Annotated in this window: 13 protein-coding genes; 10 read left to right on the top strand and 3 right to left on the bottom strand. The window is 49.7% G+C overall.

Going from position 1 to position 17,189, the window contains the following annotated elements; translation table 11 throughout:
* Positions 1-125: 125 nt before the first annotated feature.
* Positions 126-1,007: a helix-turn-helix domain-containing protein gene (locus AC0WRU_RS18245; RefSeq protein ID WP_476125842.1), complete on the bottom strand. Its 882-nt coding sequence runs from the start codon at positions 1,005-1,007 to the stop codon at positions 126-128.
* A gap of 218 nt (positions 1,008-1,225) precedes the next feature.
* Between AC0WRU_RS18245 and AC0WRU_RS18240 the strand changes: the two genes are divergently transcribed.
* The 10 genes from AC0WRU_RS18240 (at position 1,226) to ptsP (ending at position 14,151) form a co-directional block, all read left to right on the top strand.
* A complete protein-coding gene (locus AC0WRU_RS18240) occupies positions 1,226-2,404 on the top strand; it encodes a galactokinase (protein ID WP_476125841.1) in 1,179 nt (392 codons plus the stop codon).
* Position 2,405: 1 nt separating this feature from the next.
* The gene (gene galE, locus AC0WRU_RS18235) at positions 2,406-3,395 is read left to right on the top strand and encodes a UDP-glucose 4-epimerase GalE (protein ID WP_149093717.1); all 990 of its coding nucleotides are present in this window, start codon (positions 2,406-2,408) and stop codon (positions 3,393-3,395) included.
* 18 nt (positions 3,396-3,413) lie between these two features.
* Entirely contained in the window at positions 3,414-5,057 is a 1,644-nt protein-coding gene (locus AC0WRU_RS18230) for a UDP-glucose--hexose-1-phosphate uridylyltransferase (RefSeq protein WP_476125840.1), read from the top strand.
* A gap of 187 nt (positions 5,058-5,244) precedes the next feature.
* Positions 5,245-6,408, top strand: coding sequence for an iron-containing alcohol dehydrogenase (locus tag AC0WRU_RS18225; protein ID WP_476125839.1), 1,164 nt, complete (start codon positions 5,245-5,247; stop codon positions 6,406-6,408).
* A 182-nt stretch (positions 6,409-6,590) separates the two neighbouring features.
* Positions 6,591-7,106 carry an NfeD family membrane protein gene (locus AC0WRU_RS18220; RefSeq protein ID WP_476125838.1) on the top strand — a complete coding sequence of 172 codons (516 nt, stop codon included), beginning with the start codon at positions 6,591-6,593 and terminating at the stop codon, positions 7,104-7,106.
* A gap of 48 nt (positions 7,107-7,154) precedes the next feature.
* Positions 7,155-8,690 carry a flotillin family protein gene (locus tag AC0WRU_RS18215; RefSeq protein ID WP_476128675.1) on the top strand — a complete coding sequence of 512 codons (1,536 nt, stop codon included), beginning with the start codon at positions 7,155-7,157 and terminating at the stop codon, positions 8,688-8,690.
* A gap of 194 nt (positions 8,691-8,884) precedes the next feature.
* Positions 8,885-9,736 carry a glucose PTS transporter transcription antiterminator GlcT gene (gene glcT / locus AC0WRU_RS18210; RefSeq protein WP_476125837.1) on the top strand — a complete coding sequence of 284 codons (852 nt, stop codon included), beginning with the start codon at positions 8,885-8,887 and terminating at the stop codon, positions 9,734-9,736.
* A gap of 262 nt (positions 9,737-9,998) precedes the next feature.
* Positions 9,999-12,050: a glucose-specific PTS transporter subunit IIBC gene (gene ptsG / locus AC0WRU_RS18205; protein ID WP_476125836.1), complete on the top strand. Its 2,052-nt coding sequence runs from the start codon at positions 9,999-10,001 to the stop codon at positions 12,048-12,050.
* A 120-nt stretch (positions 12,051-12,170) separates the two neighbouring features.
* Positions 12,171-12,446, top strand: a complete 276-nt coding sequence (locus tag AC0WRU_RS18200; RefSeq protein WP_025682214.1) for an HPr family phosphocarrier protein — start codon at positions 12,171-12,173, stop codon at positions 12,444-12,446.
* Positions 12,439-14,151 carry a phosphoenolpyruvate--protein phosphotransferase gene (ptsP, locus tag AC0WRU_RS18195; protein WP_431087406.1) on the top strand — a complete coding sequence of 571 codons (1,713 nt, stop codon included), beginning with the start codon at positions 12,439-12,441 and terminating at the stop codon, positions 14,149-14,151. The genes AC0WRU_RS18200 and ptsP overlap by 8 nt, the downstream gene beginning before the upstream one ends.
* Before the next feature lie 119 nt (positions 14,152-14,270).
* Here ptsP and gcvPB read toward each other — a convergent pair whose 3' ends face one another.
* Both gcvPB and gcvPA read right to left on the bottom strand, forming a co-directional pair.
* Positions 14,271-15,731, bottom strand: coding sequence for an aminomethyl-transferring glycine dehydrogenase subunit GcvPB (gene gcvPB, locus AC0WRU_RS18190; RefSeq protein ID WP_476128674.1), 1,461 nt, complete (start codon positions 15,729-15,731; stop codon positions 14,271-14,273).
* Between the two features lie 62 nt (positions 15,732-15,793).
* A complete protein-coding gene (gcvPA, locus tag AC0WRU_RS18185; RefSeq protein ID WP_476125835.1) occupies positions 15,794-17,149 on the bottom strand; it encodes an aminomethyl-transferring glycine dehydrogenase subunit GcvPA in 1,356 nt (451 codons plus the stop codon).
* Positions 17,150-17,189: the final 40 nt, after the last annotated feature.

Genomic DNA, 17,189 nt, shown 5'->3' with positions numbered 1-17,189 from the left:
ATCGGTATAACGTGCAATTTCTCATACCCAATATACACGCGACAGCCCACATCGTTGAAGGATGCGGGCTGTTTGCCATGTTCCGAACCATACGGATTGGTCGTTGCCTATGCTGCAACTGAGGATTAATCATCAGACGGAGCAGGAAGCGGATATTGCTGAACCTTGCTTCGATACTGGGTTGGCGACTGACCGCAGAAGCGCTTGAATTGACGCGAGAAATACAAAGCGTCGGTCAATCCCACCGAAGCGGCCACCTGCTCCACCGAAAGCTCGGGACGCTCGCGTAGCAGTTGGCGAGACTTGTCAATTCGCAGCTTGAGCAGATAGGTAACAGGGGAGACGCCTGTTTCCTTCTTGAATATGCGTGACAAATACGCACGGTTATAGCCAAGTCCTTCGGACATTTGTTCGATAGAAACGGGATGCGCGTATTGAGTGGACATATATTGAACCATCTGCTTGACCGTCCGCCGAATTTGCGAATCCGCCCCGGTCGGGTCAGACCAGTCGCTTAAATGATTACCCGCTTCCCCCATGATCAGATACAGGTAGCCAAGGGCTGCAAGATGCGAGCTGAATTTTCGGCTGTAAAAGGCTAACTGCATCTGCTCCAAATAGCCGGGGATCAGGCTCTCACTGGAAGCGTGGAAGACAGGCTGATGCACGTGTAGCCCTGCTTCCTGCACCATCTGTTCGGTATGCTGTCCTGTAAACGCAGACCAGCGATACCGCCACGGTTCCTCTTCATCGGAGGTGTAGCTTACAAGCTGGCCGGGATGGATCAGGAAAAAATCGTTTTTTTCAAGCTGATATGCGTGCTGCTCTGTTCGGAAGATGCCTTTTCCCGATTCTACGAAATGGAGTAGATAGTAATCATAGAGCTTCGGCCCGACAGCATGACCGGATTTGGTTTGGCTCTCCCCGGCAAAAAGCACGTGCAGCAGGCTGTTTTCATAAAAGACCGGATTGGAGGCCACGGCATAACTATATGAATGCGTTTGCAAATCTGGTCATCCTTCCTAGATTTGTGAATGGTTTAATAGATGCGGTATACTTACATTGTACATATCCAAGTCACATTTATCCATATCTTTAACACATGGATGCATTACATTGTTTGACGCTTTCATTTATACTGAAATCATAAGAAGTGCCATCCTGATTAAGTTTGTTACAGGGAAGTCAGGGAGCCTTTACTAACGGTGATGAGGTGGATGCGGATATGAACACTACTGAAATAAAGAAACGCTTTATCGACAAATATGGTGAAAGCAGCCATGAGCTGCGGATATTTCATGCTCCCGGGCGTGTCAATTTGATTGGGGAGCATATCGACTACAACGGTGGTTATGTACTCCCGGCTGCACTGGAATTCGGTACAACGCTGATTCTTCGTGCACGAAATGATGATGAAATTCATTTTGCTTCGACAAACCTGTCATATGAAGTGTCCATACCGCGAGGAGAAATAGGTAACAACAAGACGGACGAATGGGTGGACTATCCGGTGGGTGTGCTGGTGGAGCTGGCTGAAAAGGGAGTTTATCCGTCTAGCGGATACGACCTGCTCTATCATGGAGAAATACCGAATGGTGCCGGATTGTCATCATCTGCTTCCATTGAGGTCGTAACAGGCTACGCGCTGCTCACTGCCGAAAAGCAGGCAACAGACACGGTTGAAATTGCGCTGTTGTCCCAGCGGGCAGAAAACAATTATGTAGGCGTCAATTGCGGCATTATGGATCAGTTCGCCGTAGCGAACGGTGCGGCTGATCATGCGATTCTGCTGATGTGCGATACGCTGGAGTACCGCACGGTGCCTTTCCGTACGGGTGTTTATAAGCTGATCATTGGCAATACGAACAAACGTCGTGGGCTGGTAGACTCAGCCTATAACGAGCGTCGCAGCCAATGCGCCGAGGCGTTGTCGATATTGCAGCAGCAGGAGCCGTCGCTGGAATATCTCGCTCAGCTGGATGAAGCCCGCTTCGGTGAGCTCCAGCATTATATTGCGGATGAAACGGTACGCCGCCGGGCACAGCATGTGGTGGAGGAAAACGCTCGTGTTCTGGCTTCTGTCGATGCCCTTGCGGCGAATGATCTTGCAGCCTTTGGACAGTTGATGAACGCTTCACATGATTCGCTACGCGATCTGTATGAGGTCAGCTGTACGGAGCTGGATGTAATGGTGGAAGAAGCAAGACGTATTCCCGGCACGCTGGGCTCGCGTATGACGGGAGCCGGATTTGGGGGCTGTACGGTTTCACTGGTTCATGAGGACGATGTGGAACGGTTTGTGAAGGAAGTCGGCGAAGCTTATCAGACCCGTACAGGGCTGGAAGCCAGCTTTTATGTATGCAAGGCAGGAGACGGAGTTAAAGAACTGAAGGAGGACGAATAACATGGCCATTTTAGTAACAGGCGGAGCCGGATATATCGGTTCACATACCGTAGCAGAACTGTTGGATCGGGGAGAAGAAGTTGTGGTGCTGGACAATTTGCAGACCGGGCACAAGGCAGCACTGCTCGGAGGCAAGCTGTATGAAGGTGATCTGAGAGATAAAGAACTGCTGTCCAGACTGTTCTCCGAAAACAGTATCGATGCAGTTATCCATTTTGCAGCCAACTCGCTGGTTGGGGAAAGTATGCAAAATCCGGGTAAATATTATGACAACAACGTATTCGGCGCGTTGAGCTTGCTGGAGGCCATGAAGGATGCTGGTGTGCGCAGGATCGTATTTTCCTCCACTGCGGCTACCTACGGCGAACCGGAGAAGGTGCCGATTGAAGAGGGAGACCGTACGGAGCCAACGAATGTTTATGGTGAAACGAAGCTGATGATGGAGCGCATGATGTCGTGGTTTGATAAAGTATTGGGCATCAAGTATGTGTCCTTGCGGTACTTTAATGCGGCTGGTGCGCATGAGAGCGGCAAAATCGGTGAGGATCATCGTCCGGAAAGTCATCTGATTCCGCTGGTACTTCAGACAGCACTGAAACAGCGCCCGCACATTGCGGTGTTTGGTGAGGACTATGCTACACCTGACGGAACATGCATCCGGGATTACATTCATGTGAGCGATCTGGCAGATGCCCATGTGCGTGCGGTGAATTATTTGCGCGAAGGCCATGACAGCAACGTGTTTAATCTGGGCAACGGACAGGGCTTCTCGGTGAAGGAAGTTATCGAGACGGCACGCAAGGTCACTGGACTCGACATTCCGGTCGTTACAGAGCCACGTCGCGCGGGTGATCCGGCAGTATTGGTTGCCTCTTCTGACAAGGCACGTTCGGTGCTGGGCTGGAGTCCGGCGCGTACCCAACTGGAGGACATTATCAGCGGAGCTTGGGGCTGGCATCAGTCGCACCCTCAGGGCTACGGCGACGAATAGACGGGAGACGATGACATAATGAGCGAGAGTCAATCCGCAGCTAGAGGCCAAGACCGGGACCATTCCCGGCCAGTGGCCCATGACATCGACGAAACTGTACAGCAATCCGCTCTGTATGCGATTGAGCAGCTGGTTGCATTCGCACAAAACCGGGGATTGATCGGTCCGCAAGACACAGATTACAGTCGTAATCTGCTGCTGGAGCAGTTCGGGTTCTCTGAGCCTTACTCCGGCGGGGAGGCAGGGGGCATCACAGCCCCCGAAGTTCTCCAGCCTGTGCTTAATGTATTGATTGATTATGGCTATACGATTGGACTCATATCGGAAAACACAGCTACGTACCGTGATTTGCTGGATTCCAAAATTATGGGTCTCCTGATGGCAAGACCGTCTGAAGTCATCCGTGACTTTCGCCAAACGGAGGCTGAACGCGGCATAGAGGCGGCGACAAATGCTTTTTATCAACTGTCCATCGACTCGAATTACATCCGAATGGACCGCGTTGCCAGCAATGTGTTCTGGAATCAGCAGACACCGTACGGAGATATGGAAATCACGATTAATCTGTCCAAGCCGGAGAAAAGTCCAAAGGAAATCGCAATGGCGAAGCTTCTTCCGCCGCCCGTTTATCCAAAATGTCAATTATGCCGTGAAAACGTTGGATATGCCGGAAGGGTGAATCATCCGTCCCGTCAAAATTTGCGTATCATTCCGCTGGAATTGAACGGGGAACCGTGGTTCTTCCAATATTCGCCCTATGTGTACTACAACGAGCATTGCATCGTATTCCATCACGATCATGTGCCGATGAAGCTTACGAAGGATACGCTGCGGCGGTTGCTGGCATTTACGAAAGCGTTCCCGCACTATTTTATCGGTTCCAATGCCGATCTGCCGATTGTCGGGGGCTCTATTTTGACTCACGATCATTTTCAAGGTGGACGTCATACGTTCCCCATTGAAAAAGCAGAGGTGGACGTTGTGTACCGCAATGGAGCCTTCCCGCAAGTCACAGCAGGTATTGTGAACTGGCCGATGTCAGTGATCCGCTTTACTTCAACGGATGTCGAAGCGTTGCTGGAGGCGGGGAATGCCGCTTTTGAAGCCTGGAAGGCATACAGCGATCCCGCAGCGGATGTCCTCTCTCATACAGAGCAGGACGGAGAAACGGTGCCTCATAATACGGTGACACCGATTGTACGCAGGGATGCCAAAGGAAAGTATCAGATGGATCTGGTGCTGCGCAACAATCGGACGAGTAGTGAGCACCCGGAAGGTATTTTTCACCCTCATCGGGAGATGCATCATATCAAGAAGGAAAATATCGGCCTGATCGAGGTTATGGGGCTTGCGATTTTGCCGGGGCGGCTTAAGGATGAACTGGATGAAATTGCAGATATTTTGTGTGGGAACGACGAGCTGGCTGTAGCTATGCAGCAGGAAGGGCATCCGCTATTCAAGCATGCGGACTGGATTTACCAGTTAAGCACCCGATTCGGTCGCCTGTCTGACAAGGAGACGGCTGTTCGTACCGTACAAAATGAGGTCGGACTGAAATTCAGTGAAATTTTGGAGCATGCAGGGGTGTACAAGCGCAATTCGGAAGGTCAACAAGCGTTTGGACGTTTTATACAGCAATTGGGTTATACAATAGGTGAATAAAATAAAAGCAGGCAGCACATAATACAGTGTGAGAATCCTCCCAAGATATGACATGGAACCATGCTCCTCAGGAGCGTGGTTTTTTTTTCTGAAAAAGAAGCAAATTTGTTTCCTGTAACTGAAAAGGTTATAATAGAGGAGTTTCTTAACATTAAACTTTAGAAAATATTGGAGGCGAACGTCTGCGATGAAAGCATTCGAATTTTATAATCCTACTCAATTGATCTTCGGTAAAGGCCAATTAGAGGCTCTTAAGCGTGAAGTTCCTAAATACGGTAAACGTGTACTGCTTGTATATGGAGGCGGCAGCATTAAGCGCAGCGGCTTGTATGATAATGTAATAAGTCTGCTTAAAGAGATCGGCGCAGAGGTAACGGAACTGGCTGGTGTAGAACCAAATCCTCGCTTGTCTACAGTACATAAAGGCGTGGAATTGTGTAAAACACATCAAATCGACCTCGTACTGGCTGTTGGCGGTGGTAGTGTGCTGGATTGCTCCAAAGCGATTGCTGTCGGGGCGAAATATGATGGCGACATGTGGGATTTTGCAGAGCGTAAAGCGGCTCCGCAGGCAGCATTGCCTTTAGGTACAGTTCTGACGATGGCCGCCACCGGTTCCGAAATGAACGCAGGTTCTGTCATTACGAACGAAGAAACACAGGAAAAACTGGGATGGGGCAGCGTATTTGCGTTCCCTGCGTTTTCCATTCTTGATCCGGTGAACACATATTCTCTGCCACAAAATCAAACGGTGTACGGAATCGTGGATATGATGTCACATACGCTGGAGCATTACTTCCATTTGGAATCTAACACTCCGGTTCAGCTTGGCTGGTGTGAAACGATTTTGCGTACAGTTATTGATGCGGCTCCGGGCCTGGTCAACAATCTGGAAAACTACGAGCTGCGTGAAACGATGATGTACTGTGGTACGATGGCGCTGAACGGCTTCCTGAACATGGGGCTGACAGGTGACTGGGCAACTCATAATATCGAGCATGCGGTGTCTGCTGTTTATGATATTCCACATGGCGGAGGACTGGCGATTTTGTTCCCGAACTGGATGAAGCACAATCTGCATGTGAAGCCTGAACGCTTCAAGCAACTGGCTGTGAATGTGTTTCATGTGAACCCGGAAGGCAAGAGTGACGAAGAAGTAGGACTGGAAGGTATTCAGGCGTTGCGTGATTTCTGGAACTCGATTGGTGCGCCAAGTCGTCTGGCTGATTACGATATTGATGATTCCAAAATCGACGTTATGGCTGATAAAGCTGTGAAATTCGGTTCTTTTGGTGGTTTTAACAAGCTGAATCGCGAAGATGTAGTGGAAATTTACAAAGCATCTCTGTAATCCAGTCATTTAGTCATTGGATAATTGCAAGCACGTTTGTACGTCTTTAGACGTATGGACGTGCTTTTTTGGGTTTGATTTGGAATTTTGGAGGAAAATTTTGAAACTTTTTAAGGTTGAATACGTAAACATAGTTATAGGCTGGAAACCAGACTGAAAAGGTACATGGAAGGAGGAGCCGCATGGAAACCATATTTTGGTGGTTATTGGCAGGGGGCGCTATCTTTACTGTGGTCAGTGTGTTGATCGGGGATGTACTCGGTGGTTGGCTGGATGGAGTGGAGCTGCCGGGCCTCGATTGGTTCAGACCCGTCATTTTACTTGGAGCGATGACCGCTTTTGGTGGGGCTGGCGTATTGCTGACAAAATATACCGGGCTGAGCACGGGCTGGGTCGTTGTGTTTGCTCTTGCGATTGCATTTGTGATCGGAGTGCTCGTATTTTTTGCGTTTATCAAGCCCATGGCGAACTCGGAGGTGTCCAGCGGCTTCTCGATGCGTGAGCTGACCGGAAGGATCGGTGAGGTCACCGTTCCGGTACCTGAGGTTGGTTACGGGGAGGTTATGATCCGCTTGGGTGCAGGCAACACCATACATACAGCATCGAGCTTTGATCACAAACCGCTAGCTGCGGGAACCCGTATCGTCGTGGTTGAGGTCGCAGAGGGTGTCGTCCGCGTAGCGTATCTGGACACGTAGACGGCGTATTCGCTTAACTTGAAGGGAGCGTGAACGGGAGTGTCAAGTTTGCAGGATATTGTGTTGGTCCCGGGGATTGTCGTCATCGTTATCGTCATATTAGGGATTGCTTTTTGGGCCCGTTACAAAACGGTAGGACCGGATGAAGCAATGATCGTTACGGGTTCATTTTTGGGAAATAAAAATATTTCCGACGATGATTCCGGTCGTAAAATCAAAATTGTGCGCGGCGGGGGTGCCTTTATATGGCCTATTTTTCAGCAGTCCGAATTTATTTCTTTATTGTCCCACAAACTGGATGTAACAACACCGGAAGTGTATACGGAGCAAGGAGTTCCCGTGATTGCGGACGGTGTGGCGATCATCAAGGTCGGTAGCTCCATTGAGGATGTAGCAACAGCAGCGGAGCAGTTCATCGGGAAGCCGCTGGAGGCCCTTAGGGGAGAAGCTCAGGAAGTGCTGGAGGGCCATTTGCGTGCGATCCTCGGCTCGATGACAGTGGAGGAAGTATATCGTAATCGAGATCGGTTTGCGCAGGAAGTACAGGGTGTGGCTGCTCGCGATCTGAAAAAGATGGGTCTGCAAATTGTCTCGTTCACGATTAAAGATGTGCGTGATAAGCACGGATATCTGGATGCGCTTGGTAAGCCGAGAATTGCCGCTGTGAAACGGGATGCGGAAATTGCCGAAGCTGAGGCGGTACGGGATGCCCGGATTCAAAAGGCGCGTGCGGAGCAGGAAGGGCAGAAGGCTGAACTGTTGCGTGATACAAACATTGCCGAGGCAGCCAAGGAGAAGGAACTGAAAGTGGCTTCGTTTAAGAAAGAGCAGGATACGGCCAAGGCGGAAGCCGATCAGGCTTATCACATTCAGGAGGCCCGTGCCAAACAGACTGCCGTCGAGGAGCAGATGAAGGTCGAGCTGGTGCGCAAGGAGCGCGAAATTGATCTTCAAACCAAGGAAATTCAGGTGCGTGAGAAACAATATGATGCGGAAGTGAAGAAGAAGGCAGAAGCGGATCGGTATGCGGTAGAGCAAGCCGCTGAGGCGGATAAATCGCGTAAAATGCGTGAGGCGGAATCGTTGCAATACTCGATTGAGACACAGGCTAAAGCGTCAGCTGAACAAAAAAGGCTGGATGGGCAAGCCGAAGCGGATGCGGAACGCGCCAAAGGTACGGCAGATGCTGATGTCATCCGTTTGCGTGGTCTGGCGGAAGCCGAGGCCAAGGAAAAGCTGGCGGAGGCGTTCCAGAAGTTTGGTGAGGCAGCCGTACTCGATATTATCGTGAAAATGCTGCCTGAACTGGCCGGCCGGATTGCTGAGCCAATTGCGTCCATTGATAAATTAACGGTTGTGGATACAGGCAAGGGAGAAGGAGCAGCGCGTGTCAGCAATTATGTCACAGAGCTAATGGCCACGGCTCCAGAGATGCTCAAGAGTGTGTCCGGTATTGATGTAGAGCAGTTAATTAAGGGGCTGACCACGGGGAAAAAGGGCCTTCATTCCGTATCGTCCTCCGGTGAAACGGATAAGCTGCACATTCATGCCCCGATTGAGGTTGCGCCGCGGGATAAAGAATAGCCGCAGGGCTTACAGGAGCAGATACCCCTTAACAGAAAGAAACGCTTTTCATCACAGCTTTTCCCGGTTATTGTGATGAAAAGCGTTTTCTTTTTATTGACCTTTAGCGGAATATTTGGTACTTTAACGTGGATTCCTCTGAGCTTCATGCTCTAATTCTTAGGATCAAGGTTCAGATAAAAAGAGGTGCGGATGTGAGCAGCCTACAAGTGGCGAAAGCGCTGAATAACAATGTGATTATCGGGATGCATCCCGAGCATGATGAGGTTGTTGTGATTGGAAAAGGAATCGGTTTCAATCGCAAAAACGGCGATCTTATACCGTTGGATTCAGTTGAAAAATTATTTATATTAAAAAGCCATGAGGAGCAGGAGCAATACAAACGATTGCTTCCCGAGCTGGATGAAAAGCTCATTGAAGTCATTGGTGAGGTGCTTCACCATGTTCAGCTTCAAGCGAAGAAGCCTCTGAATGAGCACATATTGATTGCTTTAACCGATCACATCGCCTTTTCCATTAATCGTCAGAAGCAGGGCATTACGATCCATAATCCGTTTTTGTATGAAACGAGAGAAATTTACCCTCAGGAATACAAGATGGCTGAACAGGCAGTCTCTTTGATCAAGGACAAGATGGGTGTGGATCTGGGAACAGATGAAATCGGATTCGTGGCCTTGCATATTTACAGTGCCGTGACGAACCAGCATATTTCCGAGGTCAGGAAGGATTCTCGATTGATTGCTGATATGGTACAGGTAGTAGAGACTACGCTGGATTATCGCATTCCTCTCCAATCCCTGGATTACTCACGTCTGCTGACTCATCTGAGGTTTGCGATTGAACGTGTACGTCGGGGAGAGGTTGTGCAGGAGATCTACCGATTGGACAAGCTTTTGAATGAAGAGTATCCGGAAATGTATATGTTAGCCTGGAAGCTCACGAAGATTATGGAGAAAAGGCTTCGCAAATCCGTATATCCGGCTGAGGTTAGCTATTTGACGATGCATTTACAGCGGTTGTCCCAACGCAAAGAGCAGGGAGACTAACGTTAGAACAGCTAGAATCGAAAAAAGTATTGCCTCACTTTTGGCATAATGCTATACTAAATTTCGTAATGAGCAAGACAACAATTGAATATCTAACGTGTTACTGATTCGATCAGGCATGAGTTGTTTTAAGTTATGATTGTTTACAGCCTACCGGGGTAAGCTATATCCCAAGGTTGTGTTCAAACATACTTAAATCGGCTCATGCCTTTTTTGTTGTTTTGCCTCTGTATTCTAATTTTTAGAGAAGGAAGTGGAACGTATGTTTAAAAAGCTTTTCGGTGTTTTACAGCGTGTCGGCAAAGCTTTAATGCTTCCTGTAGCTATTTTGCCGGCTGCGGGACTTTTATTGGGGATCGGCAACATGTTGGTCAATCCTGATTTTCTCCAGTACATTCCTGCATTAAATGCGGGCTGGGTACAATCGGTAGCGACGATCATGATGAATGCCGGACAAATTGTTTTTGATAATCTGGCACTGTTGTTTGCAGTCGGCGTAGCTGTCGGTCTGGCAGGCGGTGAAGGCGTAGCAGGTTTGGCTGCGATCATCGGTTACCTTGTCATGAACATTACATTGGGTACAGCTGTGGGTGTTACACCGGGGCTGATCGCTCAAAAAATACCGGGCTATGCGAACGTGTTGGGGATTCCAACGCTGCAAACCGGGGTGTTCGGCGGGATTATCATCGGTATACTGGCCGCGGCCATGTACAATCGCTTTTTCAAAATTGAGCTTCCTTCGTATCTGGGCTTTTTCGCGGGTAAGCGCTTCGTTCCGATTGCAACGGCAGTGTCTTCATTGCTAATCGGACTATTGCTGGTCATTGTGTGGCCTCCCGTACAATCTGGACTGAACGTTGTATCTCACTTCATGGTTGATTCCAACCCGACACTGGCCGCTTTCATTTTTGGGGTCATTGAACGCTCACTTATTCCTTTCGGATTGCATCACATTTGGTATTCACCGTTCTGGTTTGAGTTCGGCGAGTATGTGAACAAGGCAGGTCAAACGATTCATGGTGACCAGCAAATCTTCTTTAACCAGCTTCGTGATGGAGTTACATTGACAGCAAGTACGTTCCAAGTGGGTAAATTCCCGTTCATGATGTTCGGTTTGCCAGCCGCAGCGCTTGCAATGTATCATGAAGCAAGACCGGAACACAAAAAATATGTAGCAGGTATTATGGGTTCAGCAGCTTTGACCTCGTTCTTGACAGGGATTACGGAGCCACTGGAATTTTCCTTCCTGTTCGTAGCTCCACTGCTGTTCGCGGTGCATGCTGTGTTTGCAGGGCTGTCGTTTATGACCATGCAAATTTTGAATGTTAAAATCGGTATGACCTTCTCCGGCGGATTTATCGACTTCCTGATCTTCGGGATTATTCCGAATCGTACGTCTTGGTGGTACGTCATCATCGTCGGTCTGATTTTGGCGGTTATTTACTACTTCGGATTCCGATTCATCATACGGAAGTTTAACCTGAAAACACCAGGGCGTGAAGAAGCTACAGAAAATGTTGAAGGAGCCGCAGTCGGTACCACAGACGAGCTTCCAGGCAATATTTTGGCAGCTTTCGGTGGGGCGTCCAATATCAAGCATTTGGATGCTTGTATCACACGTCTTCGTATTGAAGTTAACGAGAAGTCCAACGTTGACAAGACTCGTCTCAAACAGCTTGGCGCAGCGGGTGTACTCGAAGTCGGCAACAACGTACAAGCCATTTTCGGTACACGTTCCGACACGATTAAAACGCAAATGGCTGATATTATGGCGGGACGCACACCTGCTCCTGCTCCGGCCTCGGCTCAACCTGCTCCGCAAGAAGAGAAGGAAGCTGGTGAAGAAAAACAGACCATCATCGTTGAAGATATCGTGATGCCTGTTAACGGAGAATTGGTTGATATTTCGACTGTTCCCGATCCGGTATTTGCAGAACGTATGACAGGAGACGGCTTTGCTGTCGTGCCAAATGATGGAACGATTGTGTCACCTGTATATGGTAAAGTATTCAATGTATTCCCAAGCAAGCATGCCATTGGTATCCAATCTGACGGCGGTAAGGAAGTGCTTGTTCATATCGGGGTGAACACAGTAAAGCTTAAAGGCCAAGGGTTTGACATTTTGGTGAACGAAGGCGATCTTGTGTCGGCCGGTCAACCGATTATGAAAGTAGACCTGGAATACGTGAAGGCAAACGCAAAATCCATCATCTCACCAGTCATTTTTACCAATCTTCCAGAAGGTTCTTCGGTAACTTTGAACAAAACTGGAGTATTGAAGGCTGGCGAAGATGGTATAATTACGATAAAATAAACTCTATGTGTTTCGGATTAGTGATTAGGCGGCTTAGGTCGCCTGACCATCGACCCGGGTTCACTACACGTATACTGCGTGTAAACAAATATTATCCATAGGAAAGTGGGAGGAACAATTATGCAAACAACTTTTAGAATTACTGATGAAGACGGTATCCATGCACGTCCTGCAACTGCTCTGGTAAATACAGCTAATAAATTCAGCGGTGCTGAATCTTTTGCCGAAGCTAACGGTAAAAAAGTAACTTTGAAATCCATTCTGGGTGTATTGTCTCTCGGTCTGGAACAAGGCGATATTATCAACATCATCTGTGAAGGCGCTGAAGCTGCTGACGCTCTGAAAGCTCTCGAAAATGTAATCGTTAACGAAGGGCTGGGCGAAGTTCATGCTTAAAATTTCCGGGATTGCCGCTTCGGCAGGCATCGCCATTGCCCGGGCGTTTATCTTGGAGCATCCGAATTACGCTGTAGAGAGACGCGCGGTTGGTGATGCTGAAGCTGAAATTGCAAGATTGGATGCGGCTTTAGTAAAATCTCAAACCGAATTGGAAGCAATTAAGGAGAAAACTTTACAGGAACTGGGCGAGAAAAAAGCAGAGATTTTTGCTTCTCACCTGTTAATCCTGAATGATCCTGAACTGATCGATCCGGTTAAAGCTAAGATCAGAGACGAGCAGCTTAATGCTGACTATGCACTGAACGAAGTAGCTACACAGTTTATTTCCATGTTCGAAAACATGAAAAGTGCTTATTTGCAAGAACGCGCATCGGACATGCGTGATGTAACCAAGCGGATCCTGAATCACCTGCTTGGTGTTCATTTTGTCAGTCCTGCAGAAATTGCCGAAGAAACGATTGTACTTGCAGAAGATTTGACACCTTCCGACACAGCTCAGCTGAATCGCGAATTTGTTAAAGGTTTTGCAACCAACATCGGCGGACGTACTTCGCACTCGGCTATTATGGCTCGTTCACTTGAAATTCCTGCGGTTGTAGGAACGAAAAATATATTGTCCCAAGCTAAAAGCGGCGATTTGATTATCGTCGATGGTCTGGATGGTCACGTATTTGTGAACCCTTCCGAAGAGATCGTTGCGGAATACCAAGCTAAACAGGTGGCATACGACAAGCAACGCGAAGAGTGGCGCAAGCTGCGCGGCGAAGCTACAGTTTCCGTCGATGGTGTGCATGTCGAGCTGGCAGCCAATATCGGTACGCCTAACGATGTAGCTGGCGTTCTGGATAACGGTGGCGAAGGCGTTGGCCTGTATCGTACTGAATTCTTGTACATGGGACGCGATAAGCTTCCATCCGAAGAAGTACAGTACACAGCATACAAAACCGTTCTGGAAAGAATGGAAGGCAAACCGGTTGTAGTTCGCACGTTGGACATCGGTGGCGACAAAGAGCTTCCTTATCTGGATCTGCCGAAGGAAATGAATCCATTCCTCGGATTCCGTGCTATTCGTCTGTGTCTGGATCGTCAGGATATTTTCCGTACTCAATTGCGCGCTTTGCTGCGGGCAAGTGTACACGGTAACCTGCGGATCATGTTCCCGATGATTGCTACACTGAACGAATTCCGTGAATCCAAAGCTGTGCTGCTGGAGGAAAAGGAAAAGTTGGTAGCCGAGGGTGTAGCCGTATCTGAAGAAATTCAGTTGGGCATCATGGTAGAAATTCCTTCTACAGCGGTATTGGCTGACCAATTCGCAAAAGAAGTTGATTTCTTCAGTATCGGTACGAACGATCTGATTCAATACACAATGGCAGCGGATCGCATGAATGAGCGGGTTTCTTACCTGTATCAACCATATAACCCATCCATTCTGCGTCTGGTGAAAATGGTTATTGATGCAGCTCACCGTGAAGGACGTTGGGCAGGTATGTGCGGCGAAATGGCAGGGGATACAACAGCAATTCCATTGCTGCTGGGTCTGGGACTCGATGAGTTCAGCATGAGTGCTACTTCCATTCTGCCAGCACGCAGTCAAATTTCGAAATTGTCCCGCGCAGACATGGAGAAACTGGCTGCAAAAGCTTTAGACATGCAAACAGCCGAGCAGGTTGTTGAATTGGTTCAAAGTATTGAAGGTTAAGAAAGGGTATTACATTTTCAAAGGTTATATCTTTTTCCAACAAAAATTGCTGTCTACATACAGCGGCCGGTACCTAACAGATACCGGCTTTTTTGTATGCCTAGAGTTGGAGTTTGCTTTTAGCTGCATGAGCAATTCAATATCGGCTTGCGAGCTGCGGTTGCTTCGTCCAGTCGCGTGACCGGAGTGGTATATGGAGCATTTAGCACCAATTCAGGCGTTTCCTCCGCTTCCCGCGAAATTTGAATCATGGTGTCGATGAAGGCATCAAGCGTCTCCTTGCTTTCCGTTTCTGTCGGCTCGATCATGATACATTCCTCTACATTCAGCGGGAAATAAATCGTAGGCGGATGGTAGCCGAAATCGAGCAATCGTTTGGCAACATCAAGCGTACGCACTCCGAATTTCTTCAAGCCGCGCCCGGACATCACAAATTCATGCTTGCAATACCCCGGATAAGGGATGTCAAAATGAGGAGCCAATCGATGCATCATATAATTGGCATTAAGTACGGCACATTCGGATGCTCTCTTCAAGCCGTCAGGGCCGTAGCTGCGGATATAGGCATAGGCACGGACGAGAATGCCGAAGTTGCCGTAAAAGGCTTTGACCCGTCCAATGGAATCTCCCTGCTCCCGGTCCCAGCGGTACATACCCTGCGGATCACGCACGACAAGCGGCTTTGGTAAATACGGAATGAGCCGCTGCTTTACCCCGACAGGTCCCGCGCCGGGACCGCCCCCGCCATGTGGGGTACTCATCGTTTTGTGCAAATTGAGATGCACCACGTCAAAGCCCATATCCCCGGGGCGGGTGATCCCCATAATGGCATTGGAGTTCGCGCCGTCATAGTAGAGCAGGCCACCCGCTTCATGCACAATTGCGGCAATGTCAGCGATTTGCTTCTCGAACAGCCCGAGCGTGTTCGGGTTGGTCAGCATAAGCGCAGCGGTGTCGTTGCCTACGGCTTGACGCAGCGCGTCCAGATCCACCAGCCCCTGCGGTGTGGAGGGGAGGGTGATCGTTTCGAAGCCTGCCACAGCGGCGCTGGCGGGGTTCGTTCCGTGCGAGGAATCCGGCACGAGCACCTTGGTTCGCCGCTCACCACGTGCTTCGTGGTAGGAGCGGATCATCATCAGCCCGGTCCATTCGCCATGGGCGCCCGCAGCGGGCTGAAGGGTGACGGCATCCATGCCGGTTAACGCGGCCAGATCGTTTTGAAGCGTATGGAGTAGCGCCATGGCTCCCTGGATGCTGTCCTCTGGCTGGTACGGATGGATTTTGGCGAAGCCTGCATAACGGGCGACATCCTCGTTTACCTTGGGGTTATATTTCATCGTACAGGAGCCGAGCGGATAAAATCCGTTGTCCACGCCAAAATTGCGCCGTGACAGGGCGGTATAATGTCGAATAACGTCTACTTCGTATACCTCGGGCAATGCCGCAGGCTCGCTGCGCTGCGCATAATCCGGCAAAAGCTCTGCCACCGGACGGCGGGGAACATCGCATTCGGGCAGAGAATAGGCGATACGGCCCGGTCTGCTCAATTCAAAAATGAGCGCCTGATCATGCTCTTTCATCTGGTTTCGACTGGATTCGACTTCTGGATTCGGTGTACCCTGATCTAGTCCGGTAGTGTATGTCATAGCAATCCCCCCAAGGTGTGCACGAATTGGTCGATCTCTTCCTTTGTTCGTTGCTCTGTCACGGCAATCAGCATGTGACCTGCATATTCCTCATAATCCCGCCCTAAATCGTAGCCGCCGATAAATCCGGCAGCAAGCAGTCCGGCTTGCAGTTTATTCATATCGGTACCCTCAGGTAACCGCAGGGCAAACTCGTTAAAGGTGGGTGCAGTAAAGGAGGCAGTCACGCCCTTCAAGCCGAGTAGTTTCTCCAATGCGTAACGGCTTTTGTGCAAGTTTAGCTCGGCTACCTCCGCGATGCCCTGTCGACCCATGACGGACAAATACACAGAGGCGGATAAGGCGAGCAACGCCTGATTGGAGCATATGTTAGAGGTGGCCTTTTCCCGGCGGATATGCTGCTCCCGTGCCTGCAAGGTCAGCACGAAGCCGCGTTTACCGTTGCGATCTGTGGTCTGGCCCACTATACGTCCGGGGATACGGCGCATATGCGCCTGAGAAACGGCAAAGTAACCACAGGTTGGGCCACCGAGGGAGGAGGAGATGCCGAGCGGCTGCGCGTCTCCTACGACAATATCCGCGCCCTGCTTACCGGGCGCTTCCAGCAGGCCCAGCGCCAGCGGATTGGCGCTGACAACCATAAGACCCTTGTGGGCATGGATCAGGTCAGCCATCGGCTTCAGATTTTCCACGGCCCCGAAAAAATTAGGGCTTTGGACCAAAACTGCCGCCGTCTGCTCTGATATGGCCGCCGTTAATGCCTTCACGTCAGTTACACCATCTGCACAGTCGATCTCCACGACATCCAAATCCAGCCCGCGTGCATAGGCCGCCAACACCTGACGTGCCTCCGGATGGACGGTCCGCGATACGATAAGCTGCTTGCGGCGGGTGGCAGCGGCAGCCAATGAGCCTGCTTCTGCCAGCGCAGTCGCTCCGTCGTACATGCTGGCATTGGCTACAGCCATGCCTGTTAATTCGCATATATACGATTGAAATTCGAAGATGGCTTGCAGCTCGCCCTGGCTTACCTCTGGCTGATAGGGGGTGTAGGCTGTATAAAATTCCGAGCGTGAAGTGATATGCTGGATGACGGATGGAATATGATGATCGTAAATCCCTGCGCCGAGAAAGCTGGCGTGCGTGTCTGTATTGGCATTTTGCCCGGCCAGTCCTGATAAGTGGCGGGTTAAGGCTCTTTCGTCTAACTGAGAAGACAGGGGCAGCTCCCCCTTATACCGGATCACCTCAGGAATATCGCTGAATAAATCGTCGATGGACGATGCGCCGACCACGCGCAGCATTTCAGCTTGATCCTGCTCGGTCATAGGAAGATAACGATGCTGTTTCATTGGGTCTGGCTCCTTTCAACCAACAAGATCGTAAAAACGT

Source organism: Paenibacillus sp. 1-8 (assembly GCF_056316205.1).
The sequence above is the reverse complement of the archived record's forward strand: the minus strand, read 5'-3'. Positions and strand labels throughout refer to the sequence as shown.